This window comes from Haloarcula rubra (assembly GCF_019599465.1).
Classification (GTDB): Archaea; Halobacteriota; Halobacteria; order Halobacteriales; family Haloarculaceae; genus Haloarcula; species Haloarcula rubra.
In genome coordinates, this window is sequence record NZ_RKLR01000013.1 from 14603 (window position 1) to 31172 (window position 16570).

17 protein-coding genes are annotated in these 16570 nt (G+C 66.6%); 7 read left to right on the forward strand and 10 right to left on the reverse strand.

The window, feature by feature from the left end:
• Positions 1-5 precede the first annotated feature (5 nt).
• The 9 genes from EGH21_RS20230 to EGH21_RS20270 all read right to left on the reverse strand — a co-directional run bounded on the left by EGH21_RS20230 (position 6) and on the right by EGH21_RS20270 (position 9388).
• Positions 6-731: a DUF7289 family protein gene (locus tag EGH21_RS20230; RefSeq protein ID WP_220620224.1), complete on the reverse strand. Its 726-nt coding sequence runs from the start codon at positions 729-731 to the stop codon at positions 6-8.
• Positions 728-1186 (reverse strand): DUF7266 family protein, encoded by a 459-nt coding sequence (locus EGH21_RS20235; protein ID WP_220620225.1) that lies wholly within the window; start codon positions 1184-1186, stop codon positions 728-730. Before EGH21_RS20235 ends, EGH21_RS20230 begins: the two co-directional genes overlap by 4 nt.
• Positions 1179-2159 carry a hypothetical protein gene (locus EGH21_RS20240; RefSeq protein WP_220620226.1) on the reverse strand — a complete coding sequence of 327 codons (981 nt, stop codon included), beginning with the start codon at positions 2157-2159 and terminating at the stop codon, positions 1179-1181. Before EGH21_RS20240 ends, EGH21_RS20235 begins: the two co-directional genes overlap by 8 nt.
• Entirely contained in the window at positions 2147-2740 is a 594-nt protein-coding gene (locus EGH21_RS20245) for a DUF7288 family protein (RefSeq protein ID WP_220620227.1), read from the reverse strand. Before EGH21_RS20245 ends, EGH21_RS20240 begins: the two co-directional genes overlap by 13 nt.
• 2 nt (positions 2741-2742) lie before the next feature.
• Positions 2743-3270, reverse strand: coding sequence for a DUF7287 family protein (locus tag EGH21_RS20250; protein ID WP_220620228.1), 528 nt, complete (start codon positions 3268-3270; stop codon positions 2743-2745).
• Between the two features lies 1 nt (position 3271).
• Positions 3272-5305 carry a type II secretion system F family protein gene (locus EGH21_RS20255; protein WP_220620229.1) on the reverse strand — a complete coding sequence of 678 codons (2034 nt, stop codon included), beginning with the start codon at positions 5303-5305 and terminating at the stop codon, positions 3272-3274.
• A complete protein-coding gene (locus tag EGH21_RS20260) occupies positions 5306-5701 on the reverse strand; it encodes a 50S ribosomal protein L12 (protein WP_220620230.1) in 396 nt (131 codons plus the stop codon). It abuts the gene before it with no gap.
• A gap of 6 nt (positions 5702-5707) precedes the next feature.
• Positions 5708-8323, reverse strand: a complete 2616-nt coding sequence (locus EGH21_RS20265) for a type II/IV secretion system ATPase subunit (RefSeq protein WP_425433321.1) — start codon at positions 8321-8323, stop codon at positions 5708-5710.
• A gap of 441 nt (positions 8324-8764) precedes the next feature.
• A complete protein-coding gene (locus EGH21_RS20270; protein WP_220620231.1) occupies positions 8765-9388 on the reverse strand; it encodes an RAD55 family ATPase in 624 nt (207 codons plus the stop codon).
• A 447-nt stretch (positions 9389-9835) separates the two neighbouring features.
• Here EGH21_RS20270 and EGH21_RS20275 point away from each other — a divergent pair, with 447 nt between their 5' ends.
• From EGH21_RS20275 to EGH21_RS20285, 3 genes are all read left to right on the forward strand, one after another.
• Complete coding sequence (locus tag EGH21_RS20275) at positions 9836-10252, forward strand: type IV pilin domain-containing protein (RefSeq protein ID WP_220620232.1); 417 nt, start codon at positions 9836-9838, stop codon at positions 10250-10252.
• A gap of 127 nt (positions 10253-10379) precedes the next feature.
• Complete coding sequence (locus tag EGH21_RS20280; protein ID WP_220620233.1) at positions 10380-12161, forward strand: DUF7289 family protein; 1782 nt, start codon at positions 10380-10382, stop codon at positions 12159-12161.
• 141 nt (positions 12162-12302) lie between these two features.
• Positions 12303-12479 carry a hypothetical protein gene (locus EGH21_RS20285; RefSeq protein ID WP_220620297.1) on the forward strand — a complete coding sequence of 59 codons (177 nt, stop codon included), beginning with the start codon at positions 12303-12305 and terminating at the stop codon, positions 12477-12479.
• Positions 12480-12552: 73 nt separating this feature from the next.
• Here the strand turns inward: EGH21_RS20285 and EGH21_RS20290 are convergent, their stop codons facing one another.
• Positions 12553-13527, reverse strand: a complete 975-nt coding sequence (locus EGH21_RS20290; protein WP_220620234.1) for a formyltetrahydrofolate deformylase — start codon at positions 13525-13527, stop codon at positions 12553-12555.
• A gap of 125 nt (positions 13528-13652) precedes the next feature.
• Here EGH21_RS20290 and EGH21_RS20295 point away from each other — a divergent pair, with 125 nt between their 5' ends.
• From EGH21_RS20295 to purQ, 4 genes are read left to right on the forward strand one after another with little or no spacing between them, the layout of a single operon-like run.
• On the forward strand, positions 13653-14534 hold the full coding sequence (locus EGH21_RS20295; protein ID WP_328765730.1) for a GAF domain-containing protein: 882 nt from the start codon (positions 13653-13655) through the stop codon (positions 14532-14534).
• 1 nt (position 14535) lies between these two features.
• Positions 14536-15192, forward strand: a complete 657-nt coding sequence (locus EGH21_RS20300) for a DUF7504 family protein (RefSeq protein WP_220620235.1) — start codon at positions 14536-14538, stop codon at positions 15190-15192.
• 38 nt (positions 15193-15230) lie between these two features.
• Entirely contained in the window at positions 15231-15485 is a 255-nt protein-coding gene (gene purS, locus EGH21_RS20305) for a phosphoribosylformylglycinamidine synthase subunit PurS (RefSeq protein WP_220620236.1), read from the forward strand.
• A gap of 49 nt (positions 15486-15534) precedes the next feature.
• The gene (gene purQ, locus EGH21_RS20310; protein ID WP_220620237.1) at positions 15535-16212 is read left to right on the forward strand and encodes a phosphoribosylformylglycinamidine synthase I; all 678 of its coding nucleotides are present in this window, start codon (positions 15535-15537) and stop codon (positions 16210-16212) included.
• The last annotated feature ends 358 nt before the right edge of the window (positions 16213-16570 follow it).

Consider the following 16570-nt stretch of genomic DNA (forward strand, 5'->3'; position numbering starts at 1 on the left):
GGGTCTCAGTCGTCGAGTCGCACGTCCACGTCGGTCACCGCCACCGTCGTCTCGTCGGTCGTCAGCACACAGGAGACCGTGTCGCCGGCCGCGGGCGTACAACTCACCTGTGGCCGGCTATCGAGGTACCGACCCCACGCCTCGTGGCGCGGCGAGGTCACGTTGAGGTAGACGGTGTCGCCTGCCGTCCCGGTCTGTGCGACTGTCGTCTCGTTGCGGGTCGTCCGGACGCTGGCGGTAGTCTGGCCGCCGACAGACGTCGCCGCCACCGGTCGTGTCCGGACGACGTGAAGCCGTGCGTAGTCGGCCGTGACGAGCAGTCGCGGCGGTCTGGCCATCACCTGTCCGTCCCGGTCCGCGCGGATGACGGCCCCGTTCGCGTAGACGACCCGCGTCCCACTCTTGGCGTCCAGCACGAGCGGACGGGTCTCGACCGTCTTCCGGACCCCGTCGGCCGGGACGTGGACCTCGAACGTCACGTCCTCCCCGACCGACAGCGAGACGCCGTCGAGTTTCACCGTCGTCGTGCGACTCGGGACGCCCTCGCCGGCGACGTCGTCGACGTTGGCCGCCAGCACCTCGAACGACCGGACGCCGTTGGTGACTCGTTCCTCGTCGCGCACGTCCTCGAGGGCCGCGAATCCGCCGACGCTGACGAGACCGACCATCACGAGGACGGTGCCGAAGATGACGACGAACCCGACGGTCGTGCTCTGAGCGCGGTCGGTCACGCGTCCACCTCCAGCGTGTCGGCCCCCTCGTCGTAGGTCACGACGACCGGGCCACCGTCGACGGTCGTCTCCGCGATTGCGGTGCCGGTCTTGAGGTGGACTGCGACGGAGGTGTCGGCCACGTCGCTCACGAGGACGATACGGTACCGGTAGAACGCGCCCGTATCCGCTCGCTCGTCGATACTGAGGCGGTACTGCCCGTTCGCGACTCGGTCGGGGAGAGCGGCCCGCACCGTGACCGCCTCGGGTGCGTCGGCCGCCCGGGCCATGCTGTCCGCCGAGGTCAACGCCGAGGCGAGGCGGTTCCCGAGGACGGACAACTCAGAGTGGACCGCTTTACTGCGCTCGTCCTCGACGAGCGAGACGGATACCGAGAGCAGGGTGACGACGAGCAACAGTGTGATGCCGAGCGTCAGGACGTACCCGACGGCCGTCGAGGCGCCGCGGTCATGCATCGGCATCACCCGCCAGCACCGTCGTCTCGGTGACGTACTCGGTCGTCGGCGTCTCGTAGGTCACTCGAATCGACACACTGTAGATGCGCTCGGTCACGTGCGGGTCGCCGCTGCCCGCCGTCCCGTAGTCGCTGTCATCGACGAAAGGTCGAGACCGGTCGACGATCATGGAGTAGTTGCCGGCGGCGTTCGAGCCCCAGTAGTAGGCGACGTCGTAGGAACTCCCGACGGCGTCGAAGCCCGCGACCTGCGGACAGTCGGTCCCTTCGACGGACCCGTTCGAGAGGTCGACGACGGCGTAGCCGTCGGCCCCCGCCGAGACGGAACACGCGGGCAGTAGCGACCCACTCGTGTCCTGCACCCTCACGACCACGTCGCCGCCCTCCCGGTAGACGAACAGTCGCCAGACGTCGGCCCCGTCGGCCACGTCGAGGTGGAACACGCGGTCCTCGTGCAACGTGGTCGCGTTGGTGTCGTCCGGCGAGGCGACGAGTGCGCTCTCCGAGACGTTCAGTCGGGCGTCGCGGGTGCCGGAGACGCCGCTGGCGAGCGTCCAGTTGTCGGCCCCGGACACGTTCGTCATCGGGCGCGTCGCGTTGGCCTGTAGGATTCGGGTCCCCTCGGTCGTCCCGGTGACCGAGACGGTCGCTCGCGCCCCGCGCCGGGCCGCGTAGCCGTCGGCCTGTTCGCTCCAGTCGGCGACGCCCTCGTCTAGTTCGGTCTGGAGCGTCGTGTAGCTGGTGTCGTTGTGGCGGTTGACGTACGCGAGCGTCCCGTCCGCCCCCTCGGCGGCCGCGTCGGCGAACGCGACGGCGTCTCCGCCGTCGGCGTCGTGGCTCGCGACCATCGTCTGGGAGTACGCCGACGCGTTCAGCGCCAGCGCGAGCACCACGAACAGGACGGCGATGCCGAACGTCGTCACGAGCAACACCTGTCCGCGGTCACCCCGCTCGCGTCGCATCAGGTCGACCACAGGACCACCTCCACCCGGACCACGTTGTAGACGCCGCTGTTCGGGGCGCTGTCCGGTATGTAGAGCGACGCGTTCGCCAGCGTCTGCTCGGTCGGCGTCTCCGCGGCCGTGTAGCGAACGTCGTCGTCGTAGAGCGTGAGGAACGCGGCGACGCTGACGGCGTCGTCGCTGGGGGTCCCACTGTCGACGACCGCTCTCGTCTCCGTCGCGCCCGACGCGTCGCGATACTGGACGTCGACGTTGTAGGCCACGCCGTCGGCGCCGACGCTCCGGTCGAGACGGTCGCCGAAGTCGGTCGGGAGCGTGCCGTTGGCGTAGGCCGACTCGTACGGTTCGAGGCCGTGGAACGTCCCCGTCGCGTCGTTCCAGTACAGCACCGTCCGGCGGAGCGACCCGTCCTCGACGGCGGCGTCTAGCACGCCGCTCCCGACGCGTTCGAGTTGCTGCTGCTGGGACTCGCTGGCCGTACTCGCGGTCTGTGGCGTCACGGCCGTCGACTGGAGCGCGAAGACGACGGCGCCGAGGAGGAGGAGTGCAGCGACGAACGCTTCCAGCGTGTACGCCTGTCCACGGGTCGACATCGTCACCACACCTCCACTCGTAACGTCGCCGCCGTGCCGTCGAGCGAGACGTGCCGCCGTGCCGTGGCGACGGACGCGTCGCCGGTGTGGGGCGGGGGTCCGACCGCCAGCGGTGACCCGCCGCTCGAACACGGCACGACGGTCCCGCCGTCGGCACACAGTACCTCTCGGGTCGCGTCGCCGGCGACGTCCCGCCGGAGCGTCACGTTCACGCCGTAGCGCTCGCCGACACCGACCTGATCGGTGAGCGTCGCGCTCGTGTCGAAGGTGGCACAGGGGTTGGCACCGCTCTGGTTGAAGAACCAGAAGGCACAGGTCGAGAGCGTCGTCGTCCCGGGGTCCCCGAGGTGCAACTCGACGAGTTGGGTCCCCACCCTGTCCGCGACCAGCGCCGTCTCCTGACCCCCGTCGGTCGGCGTGAGCAGGTCCGGGACGAACAGGAGGACGAACCCGACGACGACGAAGAACACCGCCATCCCCGTCAGGAAGTCGATGGGCATCTGCCCCCGCGTCGACGATGCTGGCGCCATCTCACCCCACCACCATCCAGACGGCGAGCGAAATCGTCAGGAGGACCACGACGAACTTCGCGCCGCCGCGCAGGGTCGCCTCGCGCAGATACCCCGCGATGAGCCCCGCGGAGACGGCCTGTATCGTCACCGCGTGGAAGAACATCAGCGAGAGCAGGTCGGCGTCGACCCCGGCCAGCGACATCCCGCCGCCGGTCCGGGCCGTCTGGTCGGCGCCGAACTCCGCCATGACGTCGATGAACTGCACTTTCAGCAACGCCATCACGCCCAGCAGGGTGACGTACGTCATCAGGACGATGGCGACCTGCATCAGCGTCCGCGACCGACGTTCCCGCGCCAGGTCGTCCTGCACCTCGCTCGCCTTCGCGGCCGTCGACAGCACCTCGGAGATGTGACTGGACGCCTCCTGGGCCTTCGTGACGAGTTTCACCGTCCGCGCGAGTCGCGGAATCCGGTACTTGTTGTTGAACTCGATGAGCGACTCCTTGAGACTCATCCCGTAGTTGACCTTCCGGTAGATGACTCGGAACTCGTCGGCGAGTTTGTCCGAGGACGTCTCCGAGACGGTCTTGATAGATTCGAGCGTCGTCGCGCCGGTGTCGTTGACCGTCGAGAGTTTCAGGAGGGTGTCCGAGAGGGACCCGAGCAGTGCGCGACGGGAGCGGCGGTCCCACTCGTGGAACACCGCGAGCGGCGTCACGACGAGGAACAGCGGCACGTAGCAGTAGACGAACGTCGCCCACACCGGTCGTGCGACGACGCCGTCCCACGACACCGGGACGGCCCCGGAGAGGGCCGCCGCGCCGACCAGCGAGACGGAGGCCGGCACGGAGAGGGCGAGGGTGTACAGCGGGTTGTCCCGGAAGAACAGGTGCGGGTTCCGCAACAGGTCGACCGTCTCCTGAAGCCCCTTCTTGCGTTCGATGCGGTCGAAGATGTGGTAGGTGCCGCTGAAGGCGGTGATGAACCCGAGGTCACGGAGGCCACGTCGACCCTGCGTCTCGAGCCACGCACTCTGCTCGCGCGGTCGGATGACCCCGTCGCCGAACTCGTCTTGCTTGACCGTCGTGACGAGGACGAGGAAGGCGGCGGCGATGAGCGGAATCAGCCCGTAGACGGTGACGTACAGCAGTAGCTCCGAGGCGTTCCCGAGCATGTTCATGATGACGAGGATGATGACGAGCAGCAAGGGGAACAGCGACAGCGTGATGTACATCTCCCCGAGGAGTTCGAGGACGTCGAGCGTCTGTTCCTGCTCCTGTTTGGCCGCTCGCATGTACTTGTGCTTCTTGTTGTCGAGGAACGAGGTCATGTCACCGCCGCTGTTGATGACCGCGAGCATGTCGACGAGGAACTCCCGGAGTTCGTCGCTCGGTGTCTGTTCTAGCTGGTGTCGAATCGCCGTCCGGTAGTCGGTGTCCAGCGAGTTCGTCTCCCTGACGATGGCCTGGAACTCCTGTGATACCTCCCCGTAGGTGTCCTCGGCCTTCGCCATCGCCTCCAGCAGTTCGAGTTGGCTGAGGCCACCGATGGAGAGGGCGTACATGAACGACACCGAGTCAGAGAGGAGCATGTTTATCTCCCGACGGCGGGCGCTCGCACGCGAGTACGGAATCGCGAGAAGGCCTCCGAAGCCGAGTCCGAACCCGAGGCCGCCGAGGACGAAGCCGAGGACGACGACGACGAACGGCACGCGGAGCGTCCGGACGAGCGTGACGAGCGTGCTGTTCTCCGGGAGCGGGACGCCCAGTAAGGGGCCGGACAGGAAGCCGATAGTGGCGAGCAGGTAGCCGAGGGCGATACCGACGAACCAGAGAGCGACCCCCGTGACGAGACCGACACCGACGGCTCGCGAGAGGTACATCTCGACGGTCACGGGCATCCGCGCCTCGGCGAGTTTCCGCTCTACGGTCGTGACGAACTGGTCGTCGTCTTCGAACACGTAGTCGTAGACCGGGTAGAACGCGTTCCCGAGTCTGTCCGCGCCCCCCTCGAGCGTGCGGACCGTCGGGTGGTCGCCGGTCTCGGTACTCATCTATGCCCCCGTCTCGTCGTCTGAGTCCGTGTCCTCGCCGGCGTCGAGCGATCGCTCGTCGTCCGACGTCTCCCCGACAGCGTCCGCTGGTCCGGGCCCCTCGTCGTCGTCGAACAGGGTATCGAGCGACCCGCTATCCGAGGGGCCGTCGTCCACGGCGGCGGGTTCGAGGTCCGTGTCGTCGCCGTCGTCGGGCACCGCGAGTGCGGCCTCGCCCGCCGGCATAGTCTCGGCTTTCGTCGCGGCGAGGTCGACGTCTTCGAGTGCGGCCACGATGGCTTTCACTCGGGATTCGGTGACCTCCTCGCCCGCGGACTCGAGGACAGCCGTGAGGTTCGATTCGTCGATCTCCGCGCCGGTCTCGTGCAGGATGAGTGCTGCGTAAACGTATTCCATGGTGTATCACTCCGTGTCGCCGTCGGTCCGTTCGTCGCCCTGTTCCACGACCACGGGGTCGGCAAGGGGGGCCGTCCCCATCCCGTCGGCCGCCAGCCCGCTCCGTATCTCGGCGCCCTTCGCCCGCGCGTGTTCCGGCAGTGCGTCCATCAGCGAGAACGCGTCGCGGTCGCGGTACTCCTCGAAGAGTGTCCCGTCGGCGGTGTCGAGAATCTCTCTGGCCGCCTGTCGCGTCTCTGGGTCCGGGTCCGGTCGCGGGACGACCGCTTCCTTCTCCGGGTCGATGTCTATCTCGACGCTCTCCATCTCCCGGAGGTCCGAGAGGCTCTCGCCGAGTTCCCCCCGGGCCAGCAGTGCGAGAATCGCCTCGGGGTCGTTGATGAACGCCTGCAGCGTCGCGGCGACCTCCGCGTAGTCGTTGAGGTCGCTGTCGACGAGGTACGCCAGCACGACCTTCCGCTTGAACAGTTCCGTCTGGAGGCGGTCGTGGTCCCACCCCCTGTCGAACTGTATCTCCTGGAGCGTGTTCGAGCGACCGAGTTGCAGGAACTCGTCGCTCTCGGGTTGCCACTCGAAGATGTCGCGGATGTTTATCTCGTCGTTCTCGGCGTCGTAGTGGTTGACCTCGGTTATCGTCTTGTTCCGCCGGACCTTGCGGCCCTGCACCCGGGTCTGGGTCTGAATCGAGACGAGGTCGAGGCCGGTGAACATCGTCTTCGAGACGTTGATGGGGTCCGTCGTGAACCGCTTCAGCACCTCGCCGACGGAGTCGGCGTGGAACGTCGTCAGCGTCGTGTGCCCCGTCGACATGATCTGGAACAGCGTGCGGCCCTCCTCGCCGCGGACCTCGCCCATGACGATGAACTCCGGCCGCTGGCGGAGCGCCGCTTCCAGCAGGTCGAACTCGTCGACGTCGCCCACGTCGTCCTCGCCGAAGGAGGGGCGGGTGACGCTGGCGACCCAGTTGCGCTGTGGCAACTCGACCTCGCGGGTGTCCTCGATGGAGACTATCTTCGAGTTCGAGGGGATGAACAGCGAGACGGCGTTCAGACTCGTCGTCTTCCCGGACGCCGTCCCACCGGCGAAGATGAGGCTCCGGTTGTTCTCGATGGCGAGCCAGAGGAACGCCATCTCCTCCAGCGAGAACGTGTTCCAGTTGATGAGGTCGATGGGGGTGAACGGGACGTCCTTGAACTGCCGAATCGTGTAGTTGGTCCCGTGGTCCGAGACCTCCCGACCCAGCGTCAACTGGGCGCGAGAGCCGTCCGGCAGCGTCGCGTCGACCTGCGGTCGCCGCTTCGAGATGCCCTTCCCCGAGCGCTGTGCGAGTTTGACGACGAAGTTGTCCAGTCCCGTCTCGTCGTGGCTGACGTTCGTGATGACGTTCTCGTACTCCGTGTGGTAGACGAAGACCGGCGAGTCGTAGCCGTCACAGGAGATGTCCTCGACGTTGACGTCGTGCTTGATGGCGTCGATGCGCTCGTAGCCGAGGAAGTCGCGCTGGAGTTCGTACAGGAGGCGCTCGACCTGTGCCTCCGTCAGCGTCCCGGCGTCCTCCTCGATGACCGCCGGTTCGGGTCGGGCCGCGAGACCCTGTAGCTCCCGATCGGAGCGCTCCACGGCCTCGCCGATGTCGAACAGGTCCTTGAACTGCCCGACGACGCTGTCGTCTCGGACGCCGTCGCGGAGGTCGTACTGGTCCAAGAGCCGGAGCGTCTCCGAGCGGATGACGTCGGCTCTGTCGGCCTCGCTGCCGTCGATGAGGGCGTCCTCGTCGGAGTACTTCACCGCCGTCCTGAGGCGGCCGGTCAGGTACTCCTTGACCCGCGCCTCGATGTCGTTCATGTACGGTTCGACGACGGTGTACTTCTTCTCGTTCTCCTTGATGGAGTGGAAGACGACGACGCAGGCGTAGGGTTTGTTCACCCAGTAGCGCTCCACCTCGACGAAGTGACGCTTCTTCTCCATCGGGACCGCCTTCTCCAGGTCGTAGCGGTTGGCGAGCGTCGTCAGCCCGTCGTGGGTCGAGAAGAAGCTGTCCTCGTCGATCTCGGGGTTGACGTTGACCGTGCGCCGGTCGACGATGTCGTCGACGGCCGCGGCGAAGTCGCTGGCCCGCGTGAGACGGTCCTCCATCTCCTCGGGCGGGAAGCCGAGGAACGATTCCGGGTCGAACGGCTCGGCGGTCCCGTCGCCGTCGCTCGGCGGGTGGCCGTCCTCGTCGTAGTGGTACTCCCACTTGAAGTGTTCCCACGTGTACGCGTCTTTCGTGACCGGCGTGGCCGCTATCCACTCGGCGTACTGGTCGTAGAGCCGGTTTGCGTTCGCCTTCGCGTGGCCGACGCGTGCGGGGAACTCGTCCGGGTGACACCCGAGGTACGTCGCGGGCGAGAACTCTGTCGCCGCCCAGTCTCGCGTCCGGACGGGCGCATCGTCGGTCGTCTTCCTACCGAAGGCCCCGAGGACGCCGCCGTCGTCGTCGGACTGCTCCGTCTCGACGATTCGCTCGACGTCCGCGCTGTACCCCATCTCGGCCAGCAGGTCGTCCCACGTGTACGTGCCGACCGCGACCGGGCGGTCCCGCTGGTCGTCGTCCGTGGGCGGTCCGGACGCGGACGTCACGGACCGTCACCCCGCCGTTGCGAGTCCCCACCGTTCGGATTGCTGTGTTCACTCATTGTAGTCCCGACACACTGCCCTCGGCGCCGTCGGCCACCGATAAATCGGTGCCTGACCCGGCGACGCCGGAGCGCGTGTGGCTGGGTATCACCACACACCTACACGGTGTTGGTAATGTGTGGTTTACCTGAAATTATAGACGGTATACCGCTGCTACGACCACGTCCGGGACGGCGGCCCACAGACCCACGTGTGGGAGTAGCGGGCATATACGCCAGTATCCGACGTGAGAACGAGACGTGACGAGCGAAGGCACCACGTTATCTCGGCGTCGAGCGGAACGACACCCGAATGATAGAAAACCAATACGAAATCACAGGGCAGACGAGATGGACGAGCAGTAAGCGACTACTGTACCGAGCGGCGACCGACAGAAAGTATCAGTCAAGCTATATCTCGGCTGGTGTCGATGGCGACTTCCTGCGTCAGTTCGAGTTTCACCGTCTCGTCGAACGGCGCACCGCCCCGGAACTTCGGCACGATGAGGCGGTTCTCGATACTCTCGCCCCGGACCTCCGTCGAGAGCTCGAAGATGATGTCGGCGAGGTACTCGGTGACGTCGCGCTGGACGGGGACCTGCCGACCGTCGAGGCCGTGCATGACCGCGAAGCTATCTTTCTCGGCGAGTTCGTCGCGGACGTCGTTGAGGAAGTGGAGGTACTCCTGGGTGTTCCCCGTTTCGAGCATGTCGACCGTGTCGACGACGATAGTCGACTGGGCCGGACTGTCGCGGATGACCTGATACGTCTCTTTCAGCGGGCGCTCGCCGATAGCGTACAGGTCCGTGGTGTCGAGCGTCCCGCCGGCGTTCCGCATCGCGGTCCCGACCGCCCGCTTCGACCGTGCCGTGGTGAGATAGGCTGTCCGCCGCGGGGTGGTCAGCTCGTAGAGGAACTGTTCGGACTGGCTCGCCGGGTCCGCAGAGAGGAGCGCGAGGCTCCCCGGCGGGACGCCGCCGTTCAGTTTCCGGTCCAACACGTCGATGCCCGTCCGGAGGACACGCGTCATCGTCCACCCCGCTGGTCGTCACGCACTCGCTCGCACACCCGTGCGCGAGGTCCGTCACTGCTTGGTCGGTCAGTACTGTGTGGTCCCATCGATATGGGCCCTTTCGACAGTACACACGTTGTTACAGCCCCCATACGACCGACGTGGCGCGGGAAGAAACCGGCTACTACCGTAAACGGTTCTGAACAGTAGTTGAACGTTTCAGGCACATCTATCAGAGTAACGAGGTATTTATCGAATAACAATATCCCACTGAGCGGTTGGATGAGGTGCAGCGATGGTCGAGAGTGCAAGGGAGTCGGCGCGGTGGGGAGATACGACGGCATCCGCTGGCCCGCGACGCCGCGGGCGGGACGGGTGTGCGGCCGTCGAGGACACCAGTGTCGGGCGGCGTGACGTGTCGACGCGACTGCCGAACCGTACTCGGGAACCATCCACCACAGAACCATGCAACTACGAAACCTCAAAGCACTGTTCGCAGACGACGACGCGGTCTCACCGGTCATCGGCGTCGTGCTGATGGTCGCGATTACGGTCATCCTCGCAGCCGTCATCGGGTCGTTCGTGCTCGGGCTGGGCAGCTCGACGAGCGCGACGCCGCAGGCGAGTTTCACGTTCGACTACGATAGCGGAAACGTGACTATCGCCCACGACGGCGGTGACACCCTCAGCAAGGCAAACCTAAAAATTACGGACAGCAACAGTGACGACCTTTCGATATCGGGGGCTGCGCCCTCGGAGATATCGGCAGGCGACGAGCTCGTGTCGAGCGGCACCTACGACTCGGGCGAGACCATCAAGGTCGTCTACAACTCGCCGAACAGCGACAAGAGCGCGGTCCTCGCCACGTCGACGGCACCGTGACCGCGCACGCACAGACATAACACCAAACTGCGGTCCCGGTCCCCGTCTGGCGTTCGGTATCCGTCGTCGGTGACGGATAACTCCGGGCACAGGGGACGACGACACACGGGACACGACGAGACACACAATGAACGCAGACACGACCCGACGAACCGAGGAGACGGGCACTACGACCAGCGGTCGCCGGACGACCGCACGCGGCCAGTCGGAGGTCATCGCCGTCGTCCTGTTGCTGGTCGTCGTCGTTCTGAGCCTGTCCGTCCTCGTCGCGAGCGGGACGACGGCCATCGTCGAGACGCGCGACAGAGCGGAGATAGGCGCCGCCGAACACGCGTTCGCGGCGTTCGATACCGACGTGAGCGCCGTCGCGTTCGGCCAGTCCCGCGCGAGTACCGATCTGGGCCTGCGTGCCAACGACGGCGAGGTACGGTACCACGACACCGGGTGGGTTCGCGTCGTGGTCGACAACGAGACGAGCGCCGAGGCCGTCGTCGTGAACGAGTCGCTCGGGACGGTGCAGTACAGGCAGGGCGAGACGACCATCGCGTCACAGGGTGGCGGCGTCTGGCGGCGTGACGGCGACGGGTCGGTGATGCTTTCTCGGCCCGAGTTCCACTACCGAGACCGAACCTTGACGCTCCCACTCGTCTCCATGGACGGAGAGACGGGGCTATCGAGCCGACTCGACAGCCGGCCCGACGGCGCGCCGGTCCAGCGGTACCCGAACCGGACGCTCGGGTTCTCGAACCCGCCCGACAGCGGGTCGGTGACGGTGACGGTCCAGAGCGAGTACTACGACGCGTGGGGTCGCCACTTCGAGGCCGAGACCGACGCCATCGTGAGCTACGACCACGCGAACGAGCGCGTGACCGTCACGTTCGTCGTCTTGCCGGGCCACACCACCTTCGACGCTGGCATCATCGCGACGTCGAGTACGGGTGAACTGGCCGTCGCGGGGACCGGCGCCTACGTGAACAGCTACGACTCCGCCGACGGGAACTACTCGCAGACTCGCTCGGCGGACGGGCTGATACAGTCGGCTGGCGACGTCACGGCGTCGGGGAACTCGCTCGTCGACGGCGACGTCAACTCAGGGGGGACGATCGAACTGCAGGGCAGTACGACCATCAACGGAAGCGTCTACTGGACGAAGGTCCCCGAACCGGACAGCACCAAAGTATCGGGCGAGGTGAGTTCTAGCAACGGCGTACAGTCGGTGAATCCCATCGACACGTTCGTCGCGACGTACGCCCAGCGTGTCAGAGACCGGAACGACAACGACCGGACGTCGGCCATCAGCGACGAGCAACTCACGATAACGGGGTCGTCCGCCGAACTCGACGCGGGTCGGTACTACGTCCACAACGTCACGCTGGACGGCGAGTCCATGACGCTGAACACCACCGACGGCGACGTGACGGTGGTCGTTCGCGACTACGTGAAACTGGAACAGGGCGGGAATCTCACCGTCGAGGGCGACGGCATCGCTCGTCTCGTCGTCGCCGGCGAGAACGACACGACCGTCTCGCCGACGGGGCTCGGGAGCAAAGCTGTCAACTTCCACGTCGGCAAGGGCAGCGCCGTCCACGTTCCCGGCGAAGACTCGCGGCACCTCAGAGTGTACGGCAACCGGTCGTTCAACGCGACTATCGCCGGTTCGAACAGCAACCGGGCGAGTTTCGACGGCCTCGTCTACGCGCCGGCGGGCACCGACGGGAGCGGCTACGTCTACATCAAACAGGGCGACCTGTACGGCCTCGCCGTGACCGGTAACCTCACCGTCGGCCAGTACGGCGCCGCCCACTACGACTACGGGCTCAAGGGCAAGACCCGGATACGCTCGCCGTTCTCGGAGCTAGAGCAACTGTACGTCACAGTCCACCGAGTGCGAATCGAGTCTGGGAGCTAACACGATGGGACGAACACGTATCTCGACACGACGGACGGCATCGACCCGCCCCGACGGGCGTCGAGACAGCGCAGTCGACCACGCGGGCCGTCGTCGGTCCGCTCGCGGGACGGACAGTCGCGGACGGTGGAGGGACGACCGATGACCGTCGTGGAGCGGTTGGTCGCGTACGTCGCGTTCGGTGGGTCGTCGTGTCCCCGGTGTGGCGACACGTCGACGGTGGTCCACGAGTGCTGTCGCTGTGGGACCTCGGTCGACGCACACGTAGAACGGTGCCCTCGCTGCGCGTCCGTCGACATCGCTCGCTACGAGATTTGAGCACGACGGAGAGTCGCGCCTGCGAACGGGTGGGGAAGAATCCGGCACGCGCTCCCGCGCGGTCGGCTACGTCTCAGTCGTCTGCCTCGGCCCCCGGTTCGTCACCGGCGACGAACTCGCCGAGGCCGTCGATGGGGCGGTCCGGGTTCTCGTCGTCGAGCGTCTCCGGCGCGCCCAGTTGGACCTCGGTCTCCTCGGGGTCCCGGAGCTTCGTCCGGCCGCGGTGGACCGTCACCTCGTCGTTCAGGTGGAGTTTGATGGCCTCGATGAGCGCCTCCGCCTCCAGCGGCTGGCCGAGTTCCTGCAGTTCCTCCTCGGTGGCGTCGTCGGGGACGTTGAACGCTCGCTGGGTGATGATGGGGCCCTGGTCTAAGTCGGTCGTCACGTAGTGGCCGGTGACGCCGGCGATACGGACCCCCTCCTCGATGGCCTGCATGTACGCCGAGGCACCGGGGAACGCGGGCAGGAGGCTCGGGTGGACGTTGATGATGCGGCTCTCGTAGCGGAAGACGACGTCCGGCGAGAGGATGCGCATGTAGCGGGCCAGCGCGATGAGGTCGGCGTCGTACTCCGCGAGCAGTTCGAGAAGTCGCTCCTCGTCGGGCGTGCCCTTCTCGTCGCCGATGTCGTGGAAGGGGACGTCGTACTTCCGGGCCAGCGGTTCGAGGTCGTCGTGGTTGCCGATGACCACCTCGATGTCCGCGCCGAGGTCGCCGTTGGCCCACGCCTCGAACAGGGCTTCGAGGCAGTGGGACTCCTTCGTGACGAGGACGGCGATGGACTGGGTCTCGCGGTCGGCGGGGAACCGGACCTGTAGGTCGACGCCCAACTCGTCGCCGAGTTCGGTGAGGTCTTCCCGGAGTTTCTCCTCCGTCGTCACCATCTCGGCGGTGTCGACGTGCATCGTCATCCGGAAGACGCCGTCGCGGACCGCCTGGTCCAGGTCCTCTATGTTGATGCCGCGCTCGAACAGCAGGGACGTGACCTCGGCGATGAGTCCCGTGTCGTCGTCACCGACGACGGTAATCTCGGTGAGACCGTGGGTCATACCTGCCACCTCCGGCGGATACAGGGGTTCATTGGCGTCCAGTTCGGCAGGGGCGATGCAAAAGCCTTCGTTTTCCGCCCTCCAACGGCGGTATAGCTTAGTTGTTGGGGCCACAGGGTGGGCACGTGAGAGGTACGTTGGCGACTGTGGTCTGTGCCGACGCCGACGACGAGCGTCGGTCGGCAACGGTGACAGCGCTCGAATCGGCCGGTTTCGACGTGCTGGCGGCGTCGTCCGTCTCGGCCGTCGAGGCCGCGCTCGACGACGACGTCGACTGTGTCGTGACCGCGTTCAGGTTCCCCGACGGCGACGGGTTCGACGTGGTGGGGACCGTCCGCGACCGACGTCCGGACTGCGCCTGTGTCTTCTTCACCTCTGCGTCGCCCTCGGAGTTGCCCCGTGGCGGCCGGGACCAGATCGTGGAGTACGTCCCGCAGTCGGTCCCGGACGCCCGCGACCGACTCGTCGACGTCGTCGAGGGGGCCACCGCCGAGGCGACGCAGGCGGCCTACCCGCTCCCCGAGAACGAGACCGAGCGACTGGCGGCGGTCCGGGCGTACGACGTGGCCGAACTGTCCGCCGAGGCGACGTTCGAGCGCCTGACGGCGCTGATGACGACGCACTTCGACATCGACGTCGCCTTCGTCGGTCTGGTCGACGAACACGAGGAGCGGTTCGTCGCCTGTACGGGGGCCAACTGGCGAACGCTGGCGCGGGAAGACAGCATCTGTACCCACACCATCCTCACCGACGAGGAGATGGTCGTCGAGGACACCCACGAGGACCCCCGTTTTGCCGAAGTCGACCGGCTGGACGAACTGAACATCCGGTCGTACGCCGGCGCTCGCATCACCGACGAGGAGGGGAACGCGCTGGGCGCGGTCTGCTGTATCGACGACGAACCGCGCTCGTACACGCGGGCAGAACTGGACGACCTCCGGCGGTTCGCCGACGAGGTCGAAGAACAACTCCTGTTGCGCCGTCGACTCGGCGGCGGAGGTGAGTGAGGTGTCGTTACAGGGGGACACGGTCTACGAGTTCGAGCGCCTGCCGCTGGAACCGGTGGCGACGGGGACGAACCTGCTCGTGACGGGGCCGACGCTTGGTGGGACCCGAGAGTTGCTCCTCCGCCTCTTGCTCGGCGACGACGCCGTCCTCGTCATCACGGCCGACACGAGCGCTCGCGAGACGCTGGCGGACTACGAGCGAGTCGGCGGCGAGGGCCCCAGCGAACGAGTCCGCGTCGTCGACTGCTCGCAGGACGACGACGCCGACCTCGGCGAGTTCGTCTCGGCCGTCGGGTCCCCCGGAGACCTCACCGGCATCGGTATCGAGTACGCCGGGCAGTACGAGTCCGTCTACGCCCGCGGGTACGACACGGCCCGGACGGGCATCTACACGCTGACACCGCTCCTCGTCTACAACGACGACGTTCGGCCGGTGTTTCGCTTCGTCAACACCGTCACCAGTCGCATCCGGACCGCCGACGGACTGGGCGTGTGTGCCATCGACCCCGACGCCCACGAGGACCGAGTCCTCGGGAGTATCGCCCAGTCGTTCGACGGCCGCGTCGAGGTGCGCGATACCGACGACGGCGTCGAAATCCGGGTACGGGGGCTGCCCGACCAGCCACGCGAGTGGACGGCGGTGCCCGCGCTCCGATAACACAAGCGTTTTCTCCGCCCCCCGCCCGGCTCTCAGTAATGACTGCCTTCACCGCGACCGTCACCGTTCGCCTCAAGCGGGGCGTCCTGGACCCCGAGGCCGAGACTACCCAGCGGCAACTCGAACGCCTCGGCTTCGACCTCGACGACCTGCGGTCGGCCGACCGGTTCGAGATCGACCTCGACGCCGACGGGGCCGACGAGGCCGCCGAACGCGCCGAGGAGATGGCCGAACGCCTCCTCGCGAACCCGACCATCCACGACTACGACGTGGAGGTCGCCGAACGGGAATGATAGCCGTCACACTGACGCCGATGCTCGGTTCCCACACGGGGTGGTCACTGTGACCATCGCCGTCATCCAGTTCGGCGGGTCGAACTGCGACCGCGACTCCGTGCGCGCCCTCGAGACGCTGGGCTTCGACGCCGAACTCGTCTGGCACGAGGACGGTCTGCCCGACGACGTCGACGGCATCATGCTCCCCGGTGGGTTCTCCTACGGTGACTATCTCCGGGCCGGCGCGATGGCCGCTCGCTCGCCCATCATGGAGGAGGTGCGGGAGGCCGCCGCCGACGGGACGCCGGTGCTGGGCGTCTGCAACGGCGCCCAAATCGGCTGTGAGTCCTCGCTCACCCCCGGCGTGTTCACCACTAACGAGAGCGCCCGCTTCCAGTGTGAACACGTCCACCTCCGCGTCGAGAACGCCGACACGCCGTGGACCCGCCACTACGAGGAGGGCGACGTCGTCGAACTCCCCATCGCCCACGGCGAAGGGCGCTACGAGATTACCGACGAGCGACTCGACGAACTCGAAGCCGAGGACCGAATCATCTTCAAGTACTGCGACGCCGAGGGCAACGTCACGCCCGAAGCGAACCCCAACGGGTCGAAACACGCCGTCGCGGGTGTCACCGGTGACTCGGACCACGTCGCCGTGATGATGCCCCACCCCGAGCGGGCGTCGCTCGACGATTTGGGCCGCACCGACGGCAAGCCCGTCCTGCAGGGCTTCGCCGACTAACCGCAGGCTATCGTCGTTCCCGTTCTCGTGAGTGCGGTCCGGCCGTCTGTTTCTATCGCGACGCCGTCGCGCTGGTCGTCGCAGTCGAACTGGTCCCGATAGAGTGACTTCGTGCTGTGGCCGCTCGCTGTCGTCACTCTCGGTCGGTAACAACCCCCTCTGTCCGGTCGCTACGGGAGTGTGGTCCAAAGGGGATAGGATGGGGCCAGTGGAGCGTGTGACATGTTCCGCGGCCCCTACGAATCAATATAGCCCCCGATGGTAAAAACGCCAGCCTACCGGAGTGAAAGTGAAACCGGCCGTCTCGAGGACTGGGAACAGTCACCACACTCATCTTCTGCCGACACCTACCCGACAG

What these genes read in the sequence shown, in the direction of transcription:
- EGH21_RS20235 (WP_220620225.1), bottom strand. Translation starts at nt 1,186, where the DNA reads ATGCATGACCGCGGCGCCTCGACGGCCGTCGGGTACGTCCTGACGCTC.
- EGH21_RS20245 (WP_220620227.1), bottom strand. Translation starts at nt 2,740, where the DNA reads ATGTCGACCCGTGGACAGGCGTACACGCTGGAAGCGTTCGTCGCTGCA.
- EGH21_RS20250 (WP_220620228.1), bottom strand. Translation starts at nt 3,270, where the DNA reads ATGGCGCCAGCATCGTCGACGCGGGGGCAGATGCCCATCGACTTCCTG.
- EGH21_RS20255 (WP_220620229.1), bottom strand. Translation starts at nt 5,305, where the DNA reads ATGAGTACCGAGACCGGCGACCACCCGACGGTCCGCACGCTCGAGGGG.
- EGH21_RS20260 (WP_220620230.1), bottom strand. Translation starts at nt 5,701, where the DNA reads ATGGAATACGTTTACGCAGCACTCATCCTGCACGAGACCGGCGCGGAG.
- EGH21_RS20270 (WP_220620231.1), bottom strand. Translation starts at nt 9,388, where the DNA reads ATGACGCGTGTCCTCCGGACGGGCATCGACGTGTTGGACCGGAAACTG.
- EGH21_RS20275 (WP_220620232.1), top strand. Translation starts at nt 9,836, where the DNA reads ATGCAACTACGAAACCTCAAAGCACTGTTCGCAGACGACGACGCGGTC.
- EGH21_RS20280 (WP_220620233.1), top strand. Translation starts at nt 10,380, where the DNA reads ATGAACGCAGACACGACCCGACGAACCGAGGAGACGGGCACTACGACC.
- EGH21_RS20285 (WP_220620297.1), top strand. Translation starts at nt 12,303, where the DNA reads ATGACCGTCGTGGAGCGGTTGGTCGCGTACGTCGCGTTCGGTGGGTCG.
- EGH21_RS20290 (WP_220620234.1), bottom strand. Translation starts at nt 13,527, where the DNA reads ATGACCCACGGTCTCACCGAGATTACCGTCGTCGGTGACGACGACACG.
- purS (WP_220620236.1), top strand. Translation starts at nt 15,231, where the DNA reads ATGACTGCCTTCACCGCGACCGTCACCGTTCGCCTCAAGCGGGGCGTC.